General features: G+C 64.9%; 17 protein-coding genes. 11 read left to right on the top strand and 6 right to left on the bottom strand.

The features are described 5' to 3' along the window. Positions 1-3: 3 nt before the first annotated feature. From CH281_RS15275 to CH281_RS15265, 3 genes are all read left to right on the top strand, one after another. Entirely contained in the window at positions 4-672 is a 669-nt protein-coding gene (locus CH281_RS15275) for an SDR family oxidoreductase (RefSeq protein ID WP_027496063.1), read from the top strand. A gap of 7 nt (positions 673-679) precedes the next feature. Continuing rightward, complete coding sequence (locus tag CH281_RS15270) at positions 680-1,048, top strand: GntR family transcriptional regulator (protein ID WP_027496064.1); 369 nt, start codon at positions 680-682, stop codon at positions 1,046-1,048. A 69-nt stretch (positions 1,049-1,117) separates the two neighbouring features. Then, complete coding sequence (locus CH281_RS15265) at positions 1,118-1,540, top strand: DoxX family protein (RefSeq protein ID WP_027496065.1); 423 nt, start codon at positions 1,118-1,120, stop codon at positions 1,538-1,540. A gap of 24 nt (positions 1,541-1,564) precedes the next feature. Here the strand turns inward: CH281_RS15265 and CH281_RS15260 are convergent, their stop codons facing one another. After that, positions 1,565-3,076: a dolichyl-phosphate-mannose--protein mannosyltransferase gene (locus CH281_RS15260; RefSeq protein WP_094694823.1), complete on the bottom strand. Its 1,512-nt coding sequence runs from the start codon at positions 3,074-3,076 to the stop codon at positions 1,565-1,567. Between the two features lie 107 nt (positions 3,077-3,183). Between CH281_RS15260 and rsmI the strand changes: the two genes are divergently transcribed. Further along, entirely contained in the window at positions 3,184-4,008 is an 825-nt protein-coding gene (gene rsmI, locus CH281_RS15255; protein WP_027496067.1) for a 16S rRNA (cytidine(1402)-2'-O)-methyltransferase, read from the top strand. A gap of 3 nt (positions 4,009-4,011) precedes the next feature. On the opposite strand, the gene CH281_RS15250 is transcribed toward rsmI, so the two are convergent. Continuing rightward, on the bottom strand, positions 4,012-4,440 hold the full coding sequence (locus tag CH281_RS15250) for an SRPBCC family protein (protein WP_027496068.1): 429 nt from the start codon (positions 4,438-4,440) through the stop codon (positions 4,012-4,014). Between the two features lie 14 nt (positions 4,441-4,454). Beyond that, complete coding sequence (locus tag CH281_RS15245) at positions 4,455-5,459, bottom strand: alpha/beta hydrolase (protein ID WP_094694721.1); 1,005 nt, start codon at positions 5,457-5,459, stop codon at positions 4,455-4,457. A 187-nt stretch (positions 5,460-5,646) separates the two neighbouring features. Between CH281_RS15245 and CH281_RS15240 the strand changes: the two genes are divergently transcribed. Next, complete coding sequence (locus CH281_RS15240) at positions 5,647-7,026, top strand: WS/DGAT/MGAT family O-acyltransferase (protein ID WP_048319650.1); 1,380 nt, start codon at positions 5,647-5,649, stop codon at positions 7,024-7,026. A 52-nt stretch (positions 7,027-7,078) separates the two neighbouring features. Here CH281_RS15240 and metG read toward each other — a convergent pair whose 3' ends face one another. Further along, the gene (gene metG / locus CH281_RS15235; RefSeq protein WP_032389925.1) at positions 7,079-8,629 is read right to left on the bottom strand and encodes a methionine--tRNA ligase; all 1,551 of its coding nucleotides are present in this window, start codon (positions 8,627-8,629) and stop codon (positions 7,079-7,081) included. A 21-nt stretch (positions 8,630-8,650) separates the two neighbouring features. Between metG and CH281_RS15230 the strand changes: the two genes are divergently transcribed. The 3 genes from CH281_RS15230 to rsmA all read left to right on the top strand — a co-directional run bounded on the left by CH281_RS15230 (position 8,651) and on the right by rsmA (position 11,612). Then, the gene (locus CH281_RS15230) at positions 8,651-9,478 is read left to right on the top strand and encodes a TatD family hydrolase (RefSeq protein WP_094694719.1); all 828 of its coding nucleotides are present in this window, start codon (positions 8,651-8,653) and stop codon (positions 9,476-9,478) included. A 102-nt stretch (positions 9,479-9,580) separates the two neighbouring features. Continuing rightward, positions 9,581-10,708, top strand: a complete 1,128-nt coding sequence (locus tag CH281_RS15225; RefSeq protein WP_027496073.1) for a resuscitation-promoting factor — start codon at positions 9,581-9,583, stop codon at positions 10,706-10,708. 28 nt (positions 10,709-10,736) lie between these two features. Next, positions 10,737-11,612, top strand: a complete 876-nt coding sequence (rsmA, locus tag CH281_RS15220) for a 16S rRNA (adenine(1518)-N(6)/adenine(1519)-N(6))-dimethyltransferase RsmA (protein ID WP_032364124.1) — start codon at positions 10,737-10,739, stop codon at positions 11,610-11,612. Positions 11,613-11,622: 10 nt separating this feature from the next. Here the strand turns inward: rsmA and CH281_RS15215 are convergent, their stop codons facing one another. Then, on the bottom strand, positions 11,623-12,438 hold the full coding sequence (locus tag CH281_RS15215) for a DNA/RNA non-specific endonuclease (protein WP_094694717.1): 816 nt from the start codon (positions 12,436-12,438) through the stop codon (positions 11,623-11,625). Between the two features lie 12 nt (positions 12,439-12,450). Beyond that, entirely contained in the window at positions 12,451-13,440 is a 990-nt protein-coding gene (locus CH281_RS15210; RefSeq protein ID WP_027496076.1) for a helix-turn-helix transcriptional regulator, read from the bottom strand. A 182-nt stretch (positions 13,441-13,622) separates the two neighbouring features. Between CH281_RS15210 and CH281_RS15205 the strand changes: the two genes are divergently transcribed. The 3 genes from CH281_RS15205 to CH281_RS15195 all read left to right on the top strand — a co-directional run bounded on the left by CH281_RS15205 (position 13,623) and on the right by CH281_RS15195 (position 17,144). After that, positions 13,623-14,558, top strand: a complete 936-nt coding sequence (locus tag CH281_RS15205) for a 4-(cytidine 5'-diphospho)-2-C-methyl-D-erythritol kinase (protein WP_032390828.1) — start codon at positions 13,623-13,625, stop codon at positions 14,556-14,558. After that, positions 14,558-16,354, top strand: a complete 1,797-nt coding sequence (locus CH281_RS15200) for an ABC-F family ATP-binding cassette domain-containing protein (RefSeq protein WP_027496078.1) — start codon at positions 14,558-14,560, stop codon at positions 16,352-16,354. Before CH281_RS15205 ends, CH281_RS15200 begins: the two co-directional genes overlap by 1 nt. Before the next feature lie 106 nt (positions 16,355-16,460). Then, positions 16,461-17,144 (top strand): DUF4166 domain-containing protein, encoded by a 684-nt coding sequence (locus tag CH281_RS15195; protein WP_027496079.1) that lies wholly within the window; start codon positions 16,461-16,463, stop codon positions 17,142-17,144. Positions 17,145-17,182 lie beyond the last annotated feature (38 nt).

Here is a 17,182-nt window from a genome sequence, read left to right as displayed (position 1 = left end):
CGCATGACCGACAAGCGCATTGTCATTGCAGGTGGGCACGGCCAGATCGCCCAACATCTCACGCAGGTTCTCACGGCGCACGGTGACCGCGCTGTGTCGCTCATTCGCAACAGCGATCACGTCGATGCCGTCACGGCCCTCGGTGCGCTGCCGCAGGTCATCGATCTGGAGTCTGCGTCCGTCGACGAGTTGGCCGACGTTCTCTCCGGTGCCGACGCAGTGGTGTTCGCGGCCGGTGCAGGTCCCAACAGCGGTCCCGAGCGCAAGGACACCGTCGACCGGGCCGGTGCGGTGTTGTTGGCCGATGCCGCCGAGAAGGCCGGCGTTCGCCGCTACGTGCTGATCAGTTCCTTCGGGGCCGGTGAGCCGGTCGCGGACGACCTCGACGAGGGATGGAAAGCATACATCCGGGCCAAAACTGCTGCGGAAGAAGATGTTTCGTCCCGCGCGGGCTTGGACTGGACCGTTCTTCGCCCCGGCAAGCTGACCGACGAGGATGCGACGGACTCGGTTTCGCTCACCGAGCCTCCACTCGACCCGGGCGAGGTGACCCGTGCCGACGTGGCAGCGGTCGTCGCCCGTCTGATCGACACCGGCAGTGCCATCGGCAAAACGCTGATGCTCACGTCCGGATCGACGTCCATCGCCGACGCTGTCGACGCGGTTCGATGAGGCGATCGTGCGCGTAAGCATCGATCCGTCGAACACGACCCCGGTGTTCGAGCAATTGCGGATGCAGATTCTGGGATTGGTGCGGTCCGGGGATCTCATCGCCGGAACAAAGATCCCCACGGTACGTGGGCTTGCCGAAGAGCTGAAGATCGCGCCGAACACGGTGGCGAAGACCTACCGGGAGCTCGAACAGCAGGGAATCATCGAGACGCGGGGTAGGTCCGGATCGTTCGTGGCGTCCGGCGGTGACCCGTCACGAGATATTGCAGCCAGGGCCGCAACGGAATTCGTCCGGGCCGTCAGATCTATCGGCCTCGACGACGACCAGGCGCGAACGTTTCTCGAAGCTGCTCTGAAAGGGGCAGGCGGCCGGTAAGTTGACGCTTCAACCTCCTTCTGTCAGGGTGGTGCTGCCCATTCAGCCGCGCCAGAAGGATGCCTATCAATGAACTCAACACTCGTCCGTGACGCCGTCGCCCTCGTAGCCCGTATCGGCCTGGGAGTCGTCTTCATCGCCCACGGGTGGCAGAAGCTCAACACCTTCGGCCTCGACGGCACTGCTGCCAGCTTCGAGGCGATGAACATTCCGGTACCCACGGCGTCTGCCTACTTCGCAACGTTCGTCGAGCTCATCGGCGGCGGCGCATTGGTTCTCGGCATCTTCACTCCGATCGCCGGTCTGCTGCTGTTCGCCGATATGTTGGGAGCTGCATTCCTCGTCCACTTCGAGAACGGGGTGTTCGCCACCGAAAACGGCTACGAGCTCGTCGTCGCTCTCGGCGTCGGCGCCCTGATGCTCGCGGCGTTCGGTGCCGGTCGCATCAGCATCGACGGAATCACCAAGGGCAAGACCGCAATTCTGCAGTAGTCGGTAGCGAGCCGAGTGGGGCGCTCAGCGCCAACTCGGTAACCACAATTGTTCCTGCCACATCTGCGGGGTGATCGGCATCGCGGTGAGGATCGGCCACAGCCACACGAAGTTGGCGATCACCACCGCGATGTACAGGCACACCAGAAGCAGTCCGGTGCCGCGTCTCTCGGCCGAGGCGCTCGCTTTTCCGATGATGTCGCCCAGTACCAGCGCGAAGCCCATCACCATGAACGGCGCGAGCGCCACCGCATAGAAGTAGTACATCTGCCGGTCGAGGGTCGCGAACCAGGGCAACAGTGCGGCACCGTAACCGACGAGAACCGTGGCGTAGCGCCAATCTCGTCGTACGAGAACGGACCACAGCGTCCAGGCGAGCATCGGCAAGGCCAACCACCACATCGCGGGCGTACCGATCAGCATGATCGCCTTCACGCACGACGACGCCGAGCAACCCGACACGTTCTCGCCGTCGGCGAAGTAGTACAGCATGGGGCGTAGGCCCATCGGCCACGTCCACGGCTTGGATTCCCACGGGTGCCGATTACCTGCCGAATTGGTCAGTCCCTCATGGAAATCGAGCACACTGCCGCTGTAGTACCAGAGCGACCGCAGGGCACCGGGAACGAAGGAGAACGGCCCGCCGAATCCGATTCCGTTGCCCACCTCGTGTCGGTCGACACCGGTCTCGGAGGTGAACCACGCCCAGTACGCCATCAGGTACACGGCGATCGGAACGATCACCAGCGCGTACAGCGCGGGTCCGATGTCGCGCACCGCAGTTCCGCGCCATGGTCGGCGAACCGCGTACGAGCGACGAGCAGCCAGGTCGAACGCCACGCTCAGCAAGCCGAAGAACGCGATGAAATACAGACCCGACCACTTGGTGCCACATGCGAGACCCAGCATGACGCCGGCCCCGAAACGCCACCACCGCACACCCATTCGAGGGCCGAGATCGCTGACGTCCATGCGGCCCTCGGCTCGGACCGTCCACAGTCTCTTTCGCACGTCGTCGCGGTCTACCACCAGGCAACCCAGAGCAGCGGTGACGAACAGGGCCAGAAAGATGTCCAGCATGCCGATGCGGCTGCTGACGAACGTCACACCGTCGACGATGAGCAGAATGCCTGCGATCGCACCGATGAGCGTCGAGTGGGTGAGGCGTCGGACGATGCGAATCACCAGCAGTACCAACAGCGTTCCGGCGATCGCGGACGAGAAACGCCATCCCCAACCGTTGTAGCCGAACAACGCCTCGCCGATGGCGATCAGCTGCTTGCCGACAGGCGGGTGCACCACCAGTCCGTAGGCCGGATTGTCCTCGAGCCCGCCGCCGGTGAACACCTGATAACCCTGCGGTGCGTAGTGCTTCTCGTCGAACACCGGCGTTCCGGCGTCGGTGGGGTACCGAAGCATCGTGAAGCGCGTGATCGCGCAGATGGCGGTGACGACGAGGGTGACGATCCAGCCGCGTCGTACGTCGGTGTCGTGGAACCAGTCGCGTGCGGCAACGGTGGGCCCGGGACTGACCATCGACCGGTCGCCGGAGCGCTCAGAGGTCAGCAAGGTCACGTACCGATCGTAGGCGGTGTTCCGGAGTGGGCGGCAGGCCGCTGCACCGCATGGGAGACACTGGAGACATGCTCATCCTTGCTGCCACCCCGATGGGCGACGTCGGAGATGCCTCGCAGCGCCTGCGTGATGCCCTCGGTAGTGCCGATGTCGTGGCCGCCGAAGACACCCGACGCACCAAACAACTGGCGTCCTCCCTCGGCGTGACGATCGGGGGCAGGGTCGTCAGTTTCTACGACCAGGTCGAAACGGCGCGGCTACCCGCACTGGTCGAGGCCGTCGCCGAGGGAAAGACCGTACTGCTGGTGACCGACGCGGGCATGCCGTCGGTGAGCGATCCGGGCTACCGGTTGGTCGCGGCCTGCGTCGACGCCGACCTGCCGGTGACCTGCCTGCCCGGACCGTCGGCCGTCACGACCGCGCTGGCGCTGTCGGGGCTGCCGGTGGAGCGCTTCTGCTTCGACGGCTTCGCCCCGCGCAAGCAGGGACAGCGGCGCACGTATTTCCAGTCGGTGCTCGCCGAACCGCGTGCCATCGTGTTCTTCGAGGCCCCGCATCGGCTCGTCGCATGTCTCGAGGACGCGGTGCACGTTCTCGGCCCCGACCGCCGCGCTGCGGTGTGCCGAGAGCTCACCAAGACCTACGAGGAGGTACGCCGCGGCGGACTGGGGGAGCTGCTCGACTGGGCACGTGACGGAGTGCGCGGTGAGATCACCGTCGTACTCGAAGGAGCGGTCGCCGTCGCCGAGGAACCCGAGGATCTCGTGGCCGAGGTGGAATCGCTCGTGGCGTCGGGCATGCGATTGAAGGACGCCTGCGCTCAGGTGGCCGTCGCAGGCGTGTCCAAACGCGAGGTGTACGAGGCCGTTCTCGCCGCCCGCAAGGATCAGTGACGCTCAGCCCACCACGTGCTGGCGTAGCCCTTCGGTCGCTGCTTCGAGAATGGTCTTGGTGCCCTTCTTGACGAGGAAGCCGGGCAGGGGAGCCTTCGGGTCGACGGTCAGCTCGAATTCGACGTGCGTCCCGTTGCCCTTGGGCGTCAACGTGTATCGGCCTTCCTGGGCCTTCTGCTGGGTGCTCTCCACCAAGCTCCACGACACCTCGTTCTCGCTCCAGGTGTACTGGACCAACTGCTCGTCGTTGATACCGATGATCGAGACCTTCATCTTGACGTGGTTCGGCCGACCGTCGTCGAAGCGGTCGACCACCTCGCACTTCTTGTGCACGGGAGACCACGAGGGGATGCCTTCGACATCGGCGAGGACGTCGAGAATTGTCGCTGCGTCCGCCTCGATGTCGACGGACTTGTTCACTGTGACTGCCATGGGGAGAAGGTATCTCAGCTTTCTGTACGGGGGCTGACGTTGCGGGCGAACTCGCCGATGGCGCGTAGTGCGCGTCGGGCTTCGGGAACGAAATCGGCGGCCTGGAACACGTGCACCTGATCCTCGAAGACCTGTAGTTCGCAGTCGACGCCGGCGACGGCGAGGCGCTCCGCCATGAGTTCGGCGTCGGCATAGACCATTTCGGTCGATCCGACCTGGATCAGCACCGGCGGCAGGCCGGCGAGATCTCCGTCGACCGGTGAGACCCGAGGGCCGCGTTCACCTTCGATGACGATCCGTGCGTCGACCCGATCGGCGAGGGCGGTTAGTGCGGGAACAGCGTTGGACGGAAACACCGAACACTTCTTGGCGTTCTCGTGAGTCAGCTTGCCGGTGGGATCCATGTCGGTCAGCGGCGACATCGTGAAGATGCCGGCAGGTGCCGGAAGGCCGACGGTACGCAATGCGAGGGTGACCATGAAAGCTAGGTATCCGCCGGCCGAGTCCCCACCCATCAGGATCTGATCCGGCCGGTAGCCGGAGTCGAGGAGAAAGCGATAGGCGTCGACTCCGTCCTCGACGGCGTGCGCGATCGGGTTGCGCGGCATCATGCGGTAGTTCACCGACAGCACCGGGCCGTCGACGCTCTTGGAGACGCGTGACGTCATCCGCCGATGAGTCCGCAGTCCACAGCACACGAAGGCGCCGCCGTGCATGTACAGAACGACACGATCGGTACCGCTGCCCTCGGCCCGAATCCATTCGGCCTCGCATTCGGAGAGCATGACGCGACTGCGGGTGGTGCCGCTGATCTGGGGGACGAGCAGACCCGCGTAATCGACCAAACCCATCGGCCACGGCAGCGACGGTGCCTGCGCCCACACCGTCAGGAACGGGCGCACGGTGAACTGCAGGTATTTGGACAGGATCTGCGACTGCAGGCTTGCTCCGCGGATATCGCGGCGGCGCGCAGTGGCTGCCGCGTCGGACGTTTTCACTACGGTGAGCGCCGGATTCATAGCCGTCGCCTCCATCCCCGTTGGCTGTTGCAGGGCGCGTGTGCGCCGTGCGTCGGATCCCCGTTCTGTTTGGAACCCCTGGTAACGGACAATAGCGGGTGGGATTTCGTGAGCGCACGTAAGGTCGTGTTCTGAGTCACATTCGGTGCCGTACCGTGACATAAAACAAATGGAAAAAGGACAGCTCATGGCACTCATGCCCATCACCGAATCGATGTTTCTGATCGCCGAGTCACGGGAGCACCCGATGCACGTGGGCGGGTTGCAACTGTTCATTCCACCGGGGGATCCGCACGAGTTCGCGCAGGAGGTGCATCGCAAGTTCACCACTGGTGAGGTACACGAGTTGTTCCGCAAACGGCCTGCCCGGCCCGTGCAGATCATGGGAAACCTGGCGTGGGCATTCGACCAGGACGTCGACTTCGAGTACCACGTCCGACGGGCCGTCTTGCCCTCGCCGGGGCGCATCCGCGAGCTGTTCCAGTTCCTATCGCTCAATCACAGTTCCCCTCTCGATCGGTACCGGCCGATGTGGGAACTGCACATCGTGGAGGGTCTGGCCGACGGCCGAGTTGCGTTGTACACCAAGATGCATCACTCGCTGGTCGACGGCGTCAGCGCTCTGAAGCTGTCGATGCGCACGCTCACCGATGATCCGGAAGACCGCAACGGGGTGGCCACCTGGGACCCGTCGCTGTTCCGCAAGCGCAAGAATCAGGCCGTCGCCGAGCAGCCCGGGCGGCTGGCGCAACTGGGCAGCGGGCTTTCGGTGGGACGCAAGATTGCCGGCGACCTGGTGGATTTTGCGCCTGCCTCCGCGCGAATCGGATTGCGCGCGTTGAAGAAACAAGGCGCACAACTACCGCTGCAGGCACCGCGGACGATGTTCAACGTGCCCATCGGTGGCGCTCGACGCTTCGCGGCGGAGAGCTGGTCGATCGAGCGTATTCGTAAGGTCGGTACCGCCCTCGATGCAACGCTGAACGACATGGTGCTCGCGATGTGCGCCGGTGCCTTGCGTGCCTACCTCATCGATCAGAACGCGCTCCCCGAGGAGCCACTGATCGCCATGGTGCCGGTCTCGCTGCGCAAGGAGGGTGACAGCAAGGACGCCGGTAACTCCGTGACGACCATTCTGTGCAACCTGGGGACCGACGAATCCGATCCGCTGCTTCGCCTCGAACGCATCAAGGAGTCCACCGTCCGAGGCAAGCAGATGATGGGGGAGCTCAACACCCTCGAAGCGCTTGCCGTCGGTGCAATCACCATGGCCCCGTTGTTGTTCGGGCCGGTGCCGGGATTCGTCGACTACACCCCGCCGCCGTTCAACGTGATCATTTCCAACGTGCCGGGTTCCAAGGAGGATCTCTACTGGAACGGCGCGAAACTCGACGGCATCTACCCGGCGTCCATCGTGTGCGACGGACAGGCGCTGAACATCACCGTCGCCAGCAACGGCGATTCGTTGAACTTCGGGCTCATCGGCTGCCGACGCAGTGTGCCGCACCTGCAGCGGATGCTCACGCATCTGGAGAACACGTTGGAGGAGCTCGAAAAGGCGGCGTAGCCCCACGTGAGTGGAATCTCGTAGTGGGCTACGAAGTTCCACTCACAAGGGCTTACTTCTCTTCGTACTTGGGGAACACCGGCGTCGGGGCCGGGAGAGCGGTGCCGGGAACCGAACGTGTTGCGATGTCGGCGAATTCGCGGTTCGACGCCCCGAGTAGGTCGAGGATGCGTGACGCGGAATCGGGCATGACGGGCTGAGCCAGGATGCTCACGATGCGCAATACCTCGATCGTCACGTACAGCACGGTGGCCATGCGATCGGGGTCGGTCTTGCGCAGCACCCATGGCTGCTGCAGCGAGAAGTAGCGGTTGGTCTCGCCGAGTACCGACCAGATCGCTTCGAGTGCGGAATGGATTGCCTGCACGTCGAATTCGCGGCGGCAGATCTCCAGCAGCGCGTCCGCGCGGGCCAGCATCGCCTCGTCCTCGGCGGTGAATGCACCCGGTGTCGGGAGCTGTCCTTCGAGGTTCTTCGCCACCATCGTCAGCGAACGCTGCGCGAGGTTGCCCAGTTCGTTGGACAGGTCGGCATTGACGCGGGCGACGATCGCCTCGTGGCTGTAGCTGCCGTCCTGCCCGAACGAGACCTCGCGGAGGAAGAAGAAGCGCACCGGATCGAGGCCGTAGTTCTCCACCAACGAGTCGGGAGTCAGCACGTTGCCCAGAGACTTGGACATCTTCTCGCCTTTGACATTCAAGAACCCGTGCACGAACACCCGCTTGGGTAGCTCGATGCCTGCGGACATCAGGAACGCCGGCCAGTAGACGGTGTGGAACCTCGTGATGTCCTTGCCGATGACGTGCAGATCGGCGGGCCAGAACTTCCGATACGCCTCCGAGTCGGTCTCCGGGAAACCTGCACCGGTGAGGTAGTTGGTCAACGCGTCGACCCACACGTACATCACGTGCGCGGGATCGCCGGGTACCGGCACACCCCAGTCGAATGTGGTCCGAGAGATCGACAGGTCGCGCAGACCGCCCTTGACGAAGTTCACGATCTCGTTGCGGCGCGTGTTCGGCGCGATGAAATCGGGCGACGCGTCGTACATCTCGAGCAGTTTGTCCTGGTACTGCGAGAGCCGGAAGAAGTACGACGACTCCTCGGTCCACTCGACGGGTGTGTTCGACTCGGTCGCGACGCGGGACCCGTCCTCGTTCAGGGTGGTCTCGGCCTCGGTGTAGAACGCCTCGTCGCGGACCGAGTACCAGCCGGAGTAGGAGTCGAGGTAGATGTCGCCGTTCGCCTCCATCCGTCGCCACAGTTCCTGGCTGGCGGCATGGTGGTCGGCATCGGTGGTGCGGATGAAGCGGCCGTACGAGCTCTGCAGCAGATCGTGCGCCGCCTGGAAGGCGTCGGAATTGCGCGCCGCGAGCTCGCGGACGTCGATGCCCTCGTTCTGCGCGGTCTGCTGCATCTTGAGGCCGTGCTCGTCGGTTCCCGTCAGAAAACGCACGTCGTAGCCATCGAGGCGCTTGAAGCGCGCGATCGTGTCGGTGGCGATGTATTCGTACGCGTGCCCGATGTGGGGTGCTCCGTTGGGGTACGCGATTGCCGTGGTGACGTAGAAGGGTGGCCGTGAGGCATCAGCTGGCGCAGTCATGGTGCGCCTACTCTATCCAGCGTGAGTAGAGAACGTCCCGCGCCACCGCTGCCCGATGCCGTCGGCCCCCTCGTCGACGCCCACACCCACCTCGATGCCTGCGGAGCGACCGATGCCGCGAGCGTGGCCGCGATCGTCGATCGCGCCGAGTCGGTGGGGGTCACCCGGGTTGTCACGATCGCCGACGATCTCAAGGCCGCGCGCTTCGCCGTCGACGCTGCATCCTGGGATCCACGGGTGTGGGCGGCGGTCGCGATCCATCCCACCCGCGCGAATGTGCTCGACGACGCAGCGAAGGCCGAGATCGAACGACTCGCGGCCGATCCCCGCGTCGTCGCCATCGGCGAAACGGGTCTGGACTACTACTGGCCCGGCAAGCTCGACGACTGTGCGACGGTCCCGGAGCAGCACGAGGGATTCCGCTGGCACATCGATCTCGCCAAGCGTCTCGGGAAGCCGCTGATGATTCACAACCGCGAGGCCGACGAGGATCTGCTCGCGGTCCTGGTCGCCGAGGGCGCTCCGGAGACGGTGATCTTCCACTGCTTCTCCGGCGGGCCCGAGACCGCCAAGGCCTGCGTCGACGCCGGTTACGTTCTCAGTTTCTCGGGGACGGTCAGTTTCAAGAACGCGCATGCGCTGCGTGAGGCCGCAGTGCTGGTGCCCGACGAGCTGGTGCTGGTGGAAACGGATGCTCCGTTTCTCACTCCGCATCCGTTTCGCGGTGCACCCAACGAGCCGTACTGCCTGCCATACACCGCCCGGGCGCTGGCCGAGGTTCGTGGCCAGGACCCGGCCGAACTGGCGGCGCATGCCACGGCGAATGCCGAGCGGGTGTACGGGCTCTAGCTCCTTGGGTTGCGGCGGAGGTACTAATTCGTTACCGTACCGTGACCGAACTCGGGCGTTTCGACCCCGAAGTCACGCTTGCAACCGCCAGGAATACGAAACTTGTCGACTATCAGACGCCTCAACTCCGCTCGTTCGACCACGCTCTACCTGGTCATCGCGGCCCTGTTGATGACGCTGGTCGCCGGGGGCGTGATGGCGGTGAGCCGTCACAAAACCGTGACCATCGACGTCGACGGCGACATGATTTCGCTGAGCACGATGAAGACCGACGTCAACAGCGCTCTCGTCGATGCCGGCTACACGCCGTCGGACAAGGATCTGGTCGTTCCCGCGCCCGACTCCGGGCTGAGCGACGGCGACACCGTCGTGCTGCGCCGCGCTCGCGAGATCACGCTGAACGTCGACGGCAAGCCGGAGGAGATCTGGACCACTGCGTTGACGGTCGAGGAAGCTCTGCAGCAGACGGGCCTCGCCGAGGACGTCCACGTGTCGGCGTCTCGCTCCGAGCGGTTGCCCCTCGACGGCACCGAACTGGACGTGGCCCTGCCCAAGCAGGTCTCGCTGGTCGACGGAGGCAGTCCGGCAACGCCGGTGACGCTCGCCGCTCCGACCGTGCGCGAATTCCTCGAAGCAGCGGGCAAGCCGTTGGAAGAGGCCGACACCGTGTCGCCGGATCCGGATGCCGCCGTCACCGACGGTGCCGAGATCGTCGTCACGCGCGACCGGACCGTCACCAAGACCGAGACCACCGACACCGATGCCCCGGAACAGCGCATCGAAGATCCGACGATGAACATGAGCAAGACCGTCGTCGAGAACCCCGGCGCTCCCGGCGTCTCCGACATCACCTGGAAGATCAACATGGTCAACGGGGTCGAGGCCGGACGCGAGAAGATCGACGAAGTGGTCAAGGTGCCGGCGCAGCCGAAGACCGTTCGAGTCGGAGCCAAGCCCGGCACCGAGGTCCCACCCGTGGAGAACGGTGCGATCTGGGACGCGCTTGCTCAATGCGAGGCAACCGGCAACTGGGCCATCAACACCGGCAACGGTTTCTACGGCGGCGTGCAATTCGACCAGAACACCTGGGAACGCCAGGGCGGCCTAAAATACGCACCGCGCGCCGACCTCGCCACCCGCGAAGAACAGATCGCCATCGCATCGGTGACGCAGAAGTCGCAGGGCTGGGGCGCATGGCCGGCATGCACCTCGCGTCTGGGTTACCGCTGATCACCTGCCCGCCCGTAGAGTTCGCACCGTGTCCGAACATGTGAGGGGAGCTGCGGCTCTGCTCGGTCCTGCCGAAGTCCGCTCTCTCGCTGCCGAGCTCGACGTGCGACCCACCAAACAACTCGGCCAGAACTTCGTGCACGACGCCAACACCGTGCGACGCATCGTCGCCTCCGCCGGTGTCGGACCTCAGGACACCGTCCTCGAGGTCGGTCCCGGCCTCGGATCGTTGACTCTCGCTCTGCTCGATGTGGCCGACGCCGTTGTCGCGGTCGAGATCGACCCCAAGCTCGCGACCCGGTTACCCATCACGGTGGCCGACCGCGCCCCCACCCTCGCCGAACGGTTGACGGTCATCGAAGCCGACGCGTTGCGCGTACGGGCCGAGGACATTCCGGGACACCCGACGGCATTGGTGGCGAACCTACCGTACAACGTCGCGGTGCCTGTGCTCATTCACCTGTTCTCGGAGCTACCCAGCCTGCGGGTGGCCGTGGTGATGGTCCAGGCCGAGGTTGCCGATCGCCTCGCCGCGGTACCGGGAAGCAAGATCTACGGCATTCCCAGCGTCAAGGCCCGATTTTTCGGTGACGTCAAACGGGCCGGGGCAGTAGGCCGTTCGGTGTTCTGGCCGGTTCCCAAAGTGGAATCGGGGCTGGTACGCATCGATCGATACGCCGAGCCGCCGTGGCCGACCGACACTGCACACCGGAAGTCGGTATTCGCCGTCATCGACGCCGCATTCGCCCAGCGCCGCAAGACTTTACGAGCAGCCCTCGCGGGGTGGGCCGGTTCACCCGTCGCCGCGGAGCGCAGACTTCGCGAGGCCGGAATCGATCCCACGGCCCGCGGGGAAACGATCGACGCGGCAGCGTTCGTTCGTCTGGCGGCTACCGAGGCCTGACGTCTCGTTCTTACAGGTGAATGTCCGACAGTCGCGTCAGTTCGGTCCACTTCGACGCCTCGGCGCGTGCCGCTGCAACAGGTGCGTACCGGTCGGCCTCGGTGAGAATTCCCAGCTCCAAGCCGGTCGCCGACGCGATGTCTGCTACCGGAACCTGATACGTGCGGTACGGGCCGAGCGGTGGGGGATCGGTCTCGACCCGAAGCGGCTTGTCGAGAAGCGGGTCGAGTGACGGCGACTGATCGAGCACGTATCCGGTGCACGCCGGTGCCGAATCCTGGGACCACGCGGCAATCTTGAAGAAGCGACGCGGTATGGCAATGCCTCGGTAGATCGGATCGTCGTCGGCGAAGATGCAGCCACTGAACACCGAGAGCCGTTGCCCGTACTGCTCGGCATGGCCCAGTACGTAATCCTCGAGCCCCAGCCACAGAGTTTTCGACTGGTTCAGGGTGGCCGTCTGCGGAGCGCACACCGTGTAGTGGAAGGTATCCGCATTGGCACGCGTCGCGACCGACAGCTCGCCCCACACCGGATCTCGTCGGCGAACGAGATGCCCACGGTCGAGGTCGTTGTTCGAGTACAACTCGTTCCCCGCCTGCTGCGACGCCGGGAGCCGCTCGTCCAGACGCCAATCATCGCCTCGCTCCACGTCTTTCAGGCTCGAGCCGTCGATGTTCACGCCGGTGACCGCGGCGAGGCGTCGGGCAGGATCCATGGACACCGAGAAATGCGTGTACGGAAGAACCACCAGGCCTGCTCGATCCGGCAGCGGAACGTCGATGTCGGCCAGGAAGGTCGGGTCGAAACCGAGTGGGGTCGTCATGGACCCATTGACTCACGCGTCGGTTACCGGAGGGTGAACCGCGGCGAGGTATCGCCGTTCGAGGGCCGCGTGACGCGCGGCGACCACGCGGCATTCCTCTTTCAGTTCCGGCGGGTCGAGCACGGTGAAGTCGGTGTCGAAGGCCGCCAGCCAGCGGGCGATCGACGGCAGTGAGTCTCCCGAGAGCACCACCGCACACGAGGTGTCGTCGATGGATTCGATTGTGCCCCAGTGCTCGTCGATCATCGGGGCGATCGTCTCGATCGGCGCATGCAAGCGAATGCGCGCCTGAACCTGGGTGAACGCGCGGTCGATTCCCTTCGAGACGAACGCCGCCGCCCCGCCTGCAGGCAACTCTCGCGGGGTGAACCGCGGGCCGGTGGGAATCTTCGGAGTGAGCCGGTCCACCCGATACGACCGCCAATCCTGGCGCAGCACATCCCAACCCAGCAGATACCACCGCGCTCCCGCCCGAACCAAGCTGTAGGGCTCCACCTCGCGCCGAGACTCCGAACCGTCGTGCTTGCGGTAATCGAATCTCAGTCGCTCGTGACCGTGGCACACCGCAGCCACCGTCGACAACACCGCCGCATCCACCGCAGACCGCGGCGTGTGCTCCACCACGTCGATCCGGAGGGCGTCGAGCCGATGCCGGATGCGCGACGGCATCACCTGCCGGAGCTTCGTCAACGCACGCAACGACGCCTCGCCGATCCCCGCCACCGACCCACCGGCCGCCGACTGCAAACCGAACGCCACCGCCAAGGCCTCGTCGTCGTCGAGCAGTAGCGGGGGCATCTCGGCACCAGGCCCCAACTGATAGCCGCCGCCGACGCCCGGCGTCGCATTGACCGGGTAGCCGATGTCGCGCAGCTTGTCGACGTCCCGCCGCAGCGTGCGAGGCGTCACGTCGAGCCGTTCCGCCAGCTCTGCACCCGCCCAATCGCGCCGGGTCTGCAGAAGCGACAACAGCCGCAACAGTCGGGCCGAGGTTTCCTTCATGTCCACACAATGCCACCGAATGCGGACATCTTCGGTCCTCTTTACCGACCCGACCCCGCCACCGAAGTCCACTCAACGTGACATTGACCCCCGAAAAGTCCACCGAACGTGACATTGAGTACCCCCAGGTGGGCCGTCTGATGGTGAACCCAGCCCCTGTTTCTCCACTACTGTGGTTAAACGTGCTGTCTGTCGTTCCCACGCCCGTTGTCGTTCGGGCCCCGTCGAAGGTGAATCTGCATCTTTCGGTCGGTGACCTGCGTCCCGACGGCTTTCACGAGTTGACGACGGTGTTCCAGGCGCTGTCTCTCTCCGACGAGTTGTCGGTCGTTCCGGCGAAGGCGTTGTCGGTTCGGGTGCGCGGCGACGACGCGAAGGTCGTTCCGACGGATTCGCGGAATCTGGTCTGGAAGGCCGCCGAGTTGTTGGGCCGTCGGGTCGGGCGCGAGCCGTCGGTGGAGATCACCATCGACAAGGGCATTCCGGTCGCCGGCGGCATGGCGGGCGGTAGTGCCGATGCTGCCGCGACGTTGGTTGCGCTCAACGCGATGTGGCATCTCGAACTCTCGCGTGACGAGCTCGACGAGCTGGCGGCCGAACTCGGTAGCGATGTGCCGTTCTCGTTGCACGGCGGGACTGCCGTCGGTACCGGCCGCGGTGAGAAGTTGCTTCCGGTGCTCTCGCGTAGCAACTTTCATTGGGTTCTGGCATTGGCGAAGGGTGGTCTGCAGACCCCTGCCGTGTACGGCGAGCTCGATCAGTTGCGGGCCAAGGGCGATCCGCCCAGGCTCGGCGGAACCGAGGATTTGATGCATGCCCTCGCGTCGGGTGATGCGCGGGCCCTCGCCCCGCTGTTGGGCAACGATCTGCAGGCCGCTGCGGTCTCGCTGATGCCGCAGTTGCGTCGCACACTGAGAGCGGGTGTCACTGCGGGTGCGTTGGCGGGCATCGTGTCCGGCTCGGGCCCCACGTGTGCGTTCCTGTGCGCCGACGCCGATGCGGCGGTGTCGGTGAGCGCTGAATTGTCCGGTGCAGGCGTGTGCCGCACCGTCCGTGTTGCGAGTGGACCGGTTCCCGGTGCTCGTGTGGTCACTAGTGAATCGAATGGTTTTTCCTGATGGTCAATCTCGTCAATCTCGAAAACGTCAGTAAGTCCTTCGGCGTCAAGCCTCTGCTCGACGGCGTCTCCCTCGGTGTGCAGGAGGGCGAACGCATCGGCATGGTCGGCCTCAACGGCGGTGGCAAGACCACCACCCTCGAGGTTCTCGCCGGCATCGAACCCCCCGATTCGGGACGCGTCAGCCGCGTCAACGGACTGCGGATGGCCGTCGTCACTCAGCGTGGTGTGTTGCCGCCCGGGTCGACGGTCGGTCAGGTGGTACTCGATCCGCTCGGGATGGCCGAGCACGAGTGGGCCGGCGATTCGCGGGTACGAAACATCCTGACCGGCATCGGTATTGCCGATCTGGGTCCGGCCGGTAGCTCCGGACTGGACGCGCCGATCGACAACCTCTCCGGTGGCGAGCGCCGACGAGTCGCGTTGGCAGCAGCCCTCGTTCAGGATCTGGATCTTTTGGTGCTCGACGAGCCCACCAACCACCTCGACGTCGAGGGCGTGCAGTGGCTGGCCGCGCACCTGGTGAGCCGTCGGAGCGCGCTACTGGTCGTCACGCACGATCGGTGGTTCCTCGACACCGTCGCCAATCAGACGTGGGAGGTCGTCGGGGGTGGTATCGAAACCTACGAGGGTGGCTACAACGATTGGGTCTTCGCGCGTGCAGAGCGCTCCCGTCAGGCCGACGCATCCGAGGAGCGGCGTCGCAACCTCGCCCGCAAGGAACTCGCATGGCTGCGCCGCGGTGCTCCCGCGCGAACGTCCAAGCCCAAATACCGCATCGAGGCCGCCGAGGCATTGATTGCCGACGTACCGCCGCCTCGTGACTCCGTCGCGCTGTCCTCCTTTGCGCAGCGCCGTCTGGGCAAGGTCGTCATCGAACTCGAGGACGCGCGCCTGGAAACTCCCGACGGCCGTGAGCTGGTCAAGGACTTCACGTGGCGTCTGGCTCCCGGCGAGCGCGTCGGTCTCGTCGGCGTCAACGGCTCGGGTAAGACGACGATGCTGCGTACGCTCGCCGGTGAACTGCAGCCCGCTGCGGGCAAGCGCATCCAGGGCCAGACCGTCAAGATCGGTTGGCTGAAGCAGGAATTGGACGACCTACCCAAGAAGCTGCGGGTCCTCGACGCGGTCAAGGAGGTGGCCGAGCGGATCACGTTGGGCGACAAGGAGATTTCTGCGGGGCAGCTCGCGGAAAGGCTGGGCTTCACCCCCGCACGCCAGCGCACGCCCGTCGGAGATCTGTCCGGTGGCGAACGCCGTCGCTTGCAGTTGACGCGAGTCCTGATGGCCGAGCCGAACGTGCTGTTGCTCGACGAGCCGACCAACGACCTGGACATCGACACCCTGCAGCAGCTCGAGGACATCCTGGACGGCTGGGCGGGCACGCTCGTCGTCATCAGTCACGACCGGTACCTCATCGAGCGCATCTGTGACTCGACGTGGGCACTGTTCGGTGACGGCAAGCTCACCAACCTGCCCGGCGGCATCGAGGATTACCTGCGCAGGCGGGCCGTCCTCGCCGCCGACGCGACGCCGGACTCGTTGACCACCGGCGGGGTGCCGCGGAAGGCAACCCGTGATGCGGCTTCGGAGCGCGCGGCCCGTAAGGAACTCAGCAAGCTCGAGAAGCTCGTCATTCGCCTGTCCAAGCGGGAGACCGAACTGCACGCCGAACTCGCCGAGGCTGCCACTGCGCCGGACAAGCTCGTGGCCCTCGACACCGAACTCAAGCAGGTTCTCGCCGACAAGGACGTCGCCGAGGAACGCTGGATGGAATTGGCCGCCGAACTGGAGTAGAGGGCTTCGCCCATGTGAGTGGTTGAGTAGAGCCTGCGCCATGTGAGTGGTAACTCGTAACCTGCTACGAAGTTTCATGCACATGCGCGCAGCGCATACTGTGCACATGGCATCGGTCGTCGCAGAAGTGATGGGTTCGGATTTCGCTCGTCTGCATCCCAAGGTCCAATGGCGTTTCGGTTTGCAGTCCTCGGATCATCGGGCTCAGTTCGGGGTCGGTGTGATGGAGGAGATGACTCATTCTCGTCTCGTTCCTCCGCCGCTGCTGTGGGCCGGTCGTAAGCGAGGCCTGTTTCCTGCTGGCGTGGGCAAGGATGTGCCCTTCACCATCGCCAACTATGCATACGTCGACGAATTGGGCCGTGAGACAATGTCTTTCGTGCGTCGCTTCGCGTTCGCTGCGCGTCCGCAGGGGATGAATTCGGTGATGGTGTCGTCGGCAGAATCCGACGCATATGCGCTCGACTACCTGGGGTTCTCGTCGGACATGGTGGTGCACACCACGTGTGCGGTCGACTCCGACGGCGGGTTGGTGCTCGAGAGCGAGGTGCCGCGGTTTCTGCTCGGTCCCATTGCGCCGAAGTTGCCGAAGGTGGCCTCTGCGGTCACGATCGGCCGGGAATGGTGGGACGCGGCAGAGGAACGGCACCGCATCGAGATCGAAGTCAAGAGCCCGATGCTCGGCCAGTTGTTCCTGTATCGCGGGTGGTTCACCGCGGAGGAGCGCGAGTGCCGTCCCGCCGACATACCGTCCGACGCGCGGCCGCGCTCGATCGAATCACGCGAATAGCGCTACTGTTACGCGTCGATCGAAGCAGGTGAAAGGGA

Source organism: Rhodococcus sp. 06-221-2, assembly GCF_002258365.1.
Lineage (GTDB): Bacteria > Actinomycetota > Actinomycetes > Mycobacteriales > Mycobacteriaceae > Rhodococcoides > Rhodococcoides fascians.
Note: the sequence above shows the minus strand (reverse complement) of the source record. Positions and strands in the feature narration are given on the sequence as shown.

Bases quoted from the DNA above. Each gene is read 5' to 3' on its own strand.
- CH281_RS15275 (WP_027496063.1), top strand. From the start codon at position 4: ATGACCGACAAGCGCATTGTCATTGCAGGTGGGCACGGCCAGATCGCC.
- CH281_RS15265 (WP_027496065.1), top strand. From the start codon at position 1,118: ATGAACTCAACACTCGTCCGTGACGCCGTCGCCCTCGTAGCCCGTATC.
- CH281_RS15260 (WP_094694823.1), bottom strand. From the start codon at position 3,076: ATGGTCAGTCCCGGGCCCACCGTTGCCGCACGCGACTGGTTCCACGAC.
- rsmI (WP_027496067.1), top strand. From the start codon at position 3,184: ATGCTCATCCTTGCTGCCACCCCGATGGGCGACGTCGGAGATGCCTCG.
- CH281_RS15250 (WP_027496068.1), bottom strand. From the start codon at position 4,440: ATGGCAGTCACAGTGAACAAGTCCGTCGACATCGAGGCGGACGCAGCG.
- CH281_RS15245 (WP_094694721.1), bottom strand. From the start codon at position 5,459: ATGAATCCGGCGCTCACCGTAGTGAAAACGTCCGACGCGGCAGCCACT.
- CH281_RS15240 (WP_048319650.1), top strand. From the start codon at position 5,647: ATGGCACTCATGCCCATCACCGAATCGATGTTTCTGATCGCCGAGTCA.
- metG (WP_032389925.1), bottom strand. From the start codon at position 8,629: ATGACTGCGCCAGCTGATGCCTCACGGCCACCCTTCTACGTCACCACG.
- CH281_RS15215 (WP_094694717.1), bottom strand. From the start codon at position 12,438: ATGACGACCCCACTCGGTTTCGACCCGACCTTCCTGGCCGACATCGAC.
- CH281_RS15210 (WP_027496076.1), bottom strand. From the start codon at position 13,440: ATGAAGGAAACCTCGGCCCGACTGTTGCGGCTGTTGTCGCTTCTGCAG.
- CH281_RS15200 (WP_027496078.1), top strand. From the start codon at position 14,558: ATGGTCAATCTCGTCAATCTCGAAAACGTCAGTAAGTCCTTCGGCGTC.
- CH281_RS15195 (WP_027496079.1), top strand. From the start codon at position 16,461: ATGGCATCGGTCGTCGCAGAAGTGATGGGTTCGGATTTCGCTCGTCTG.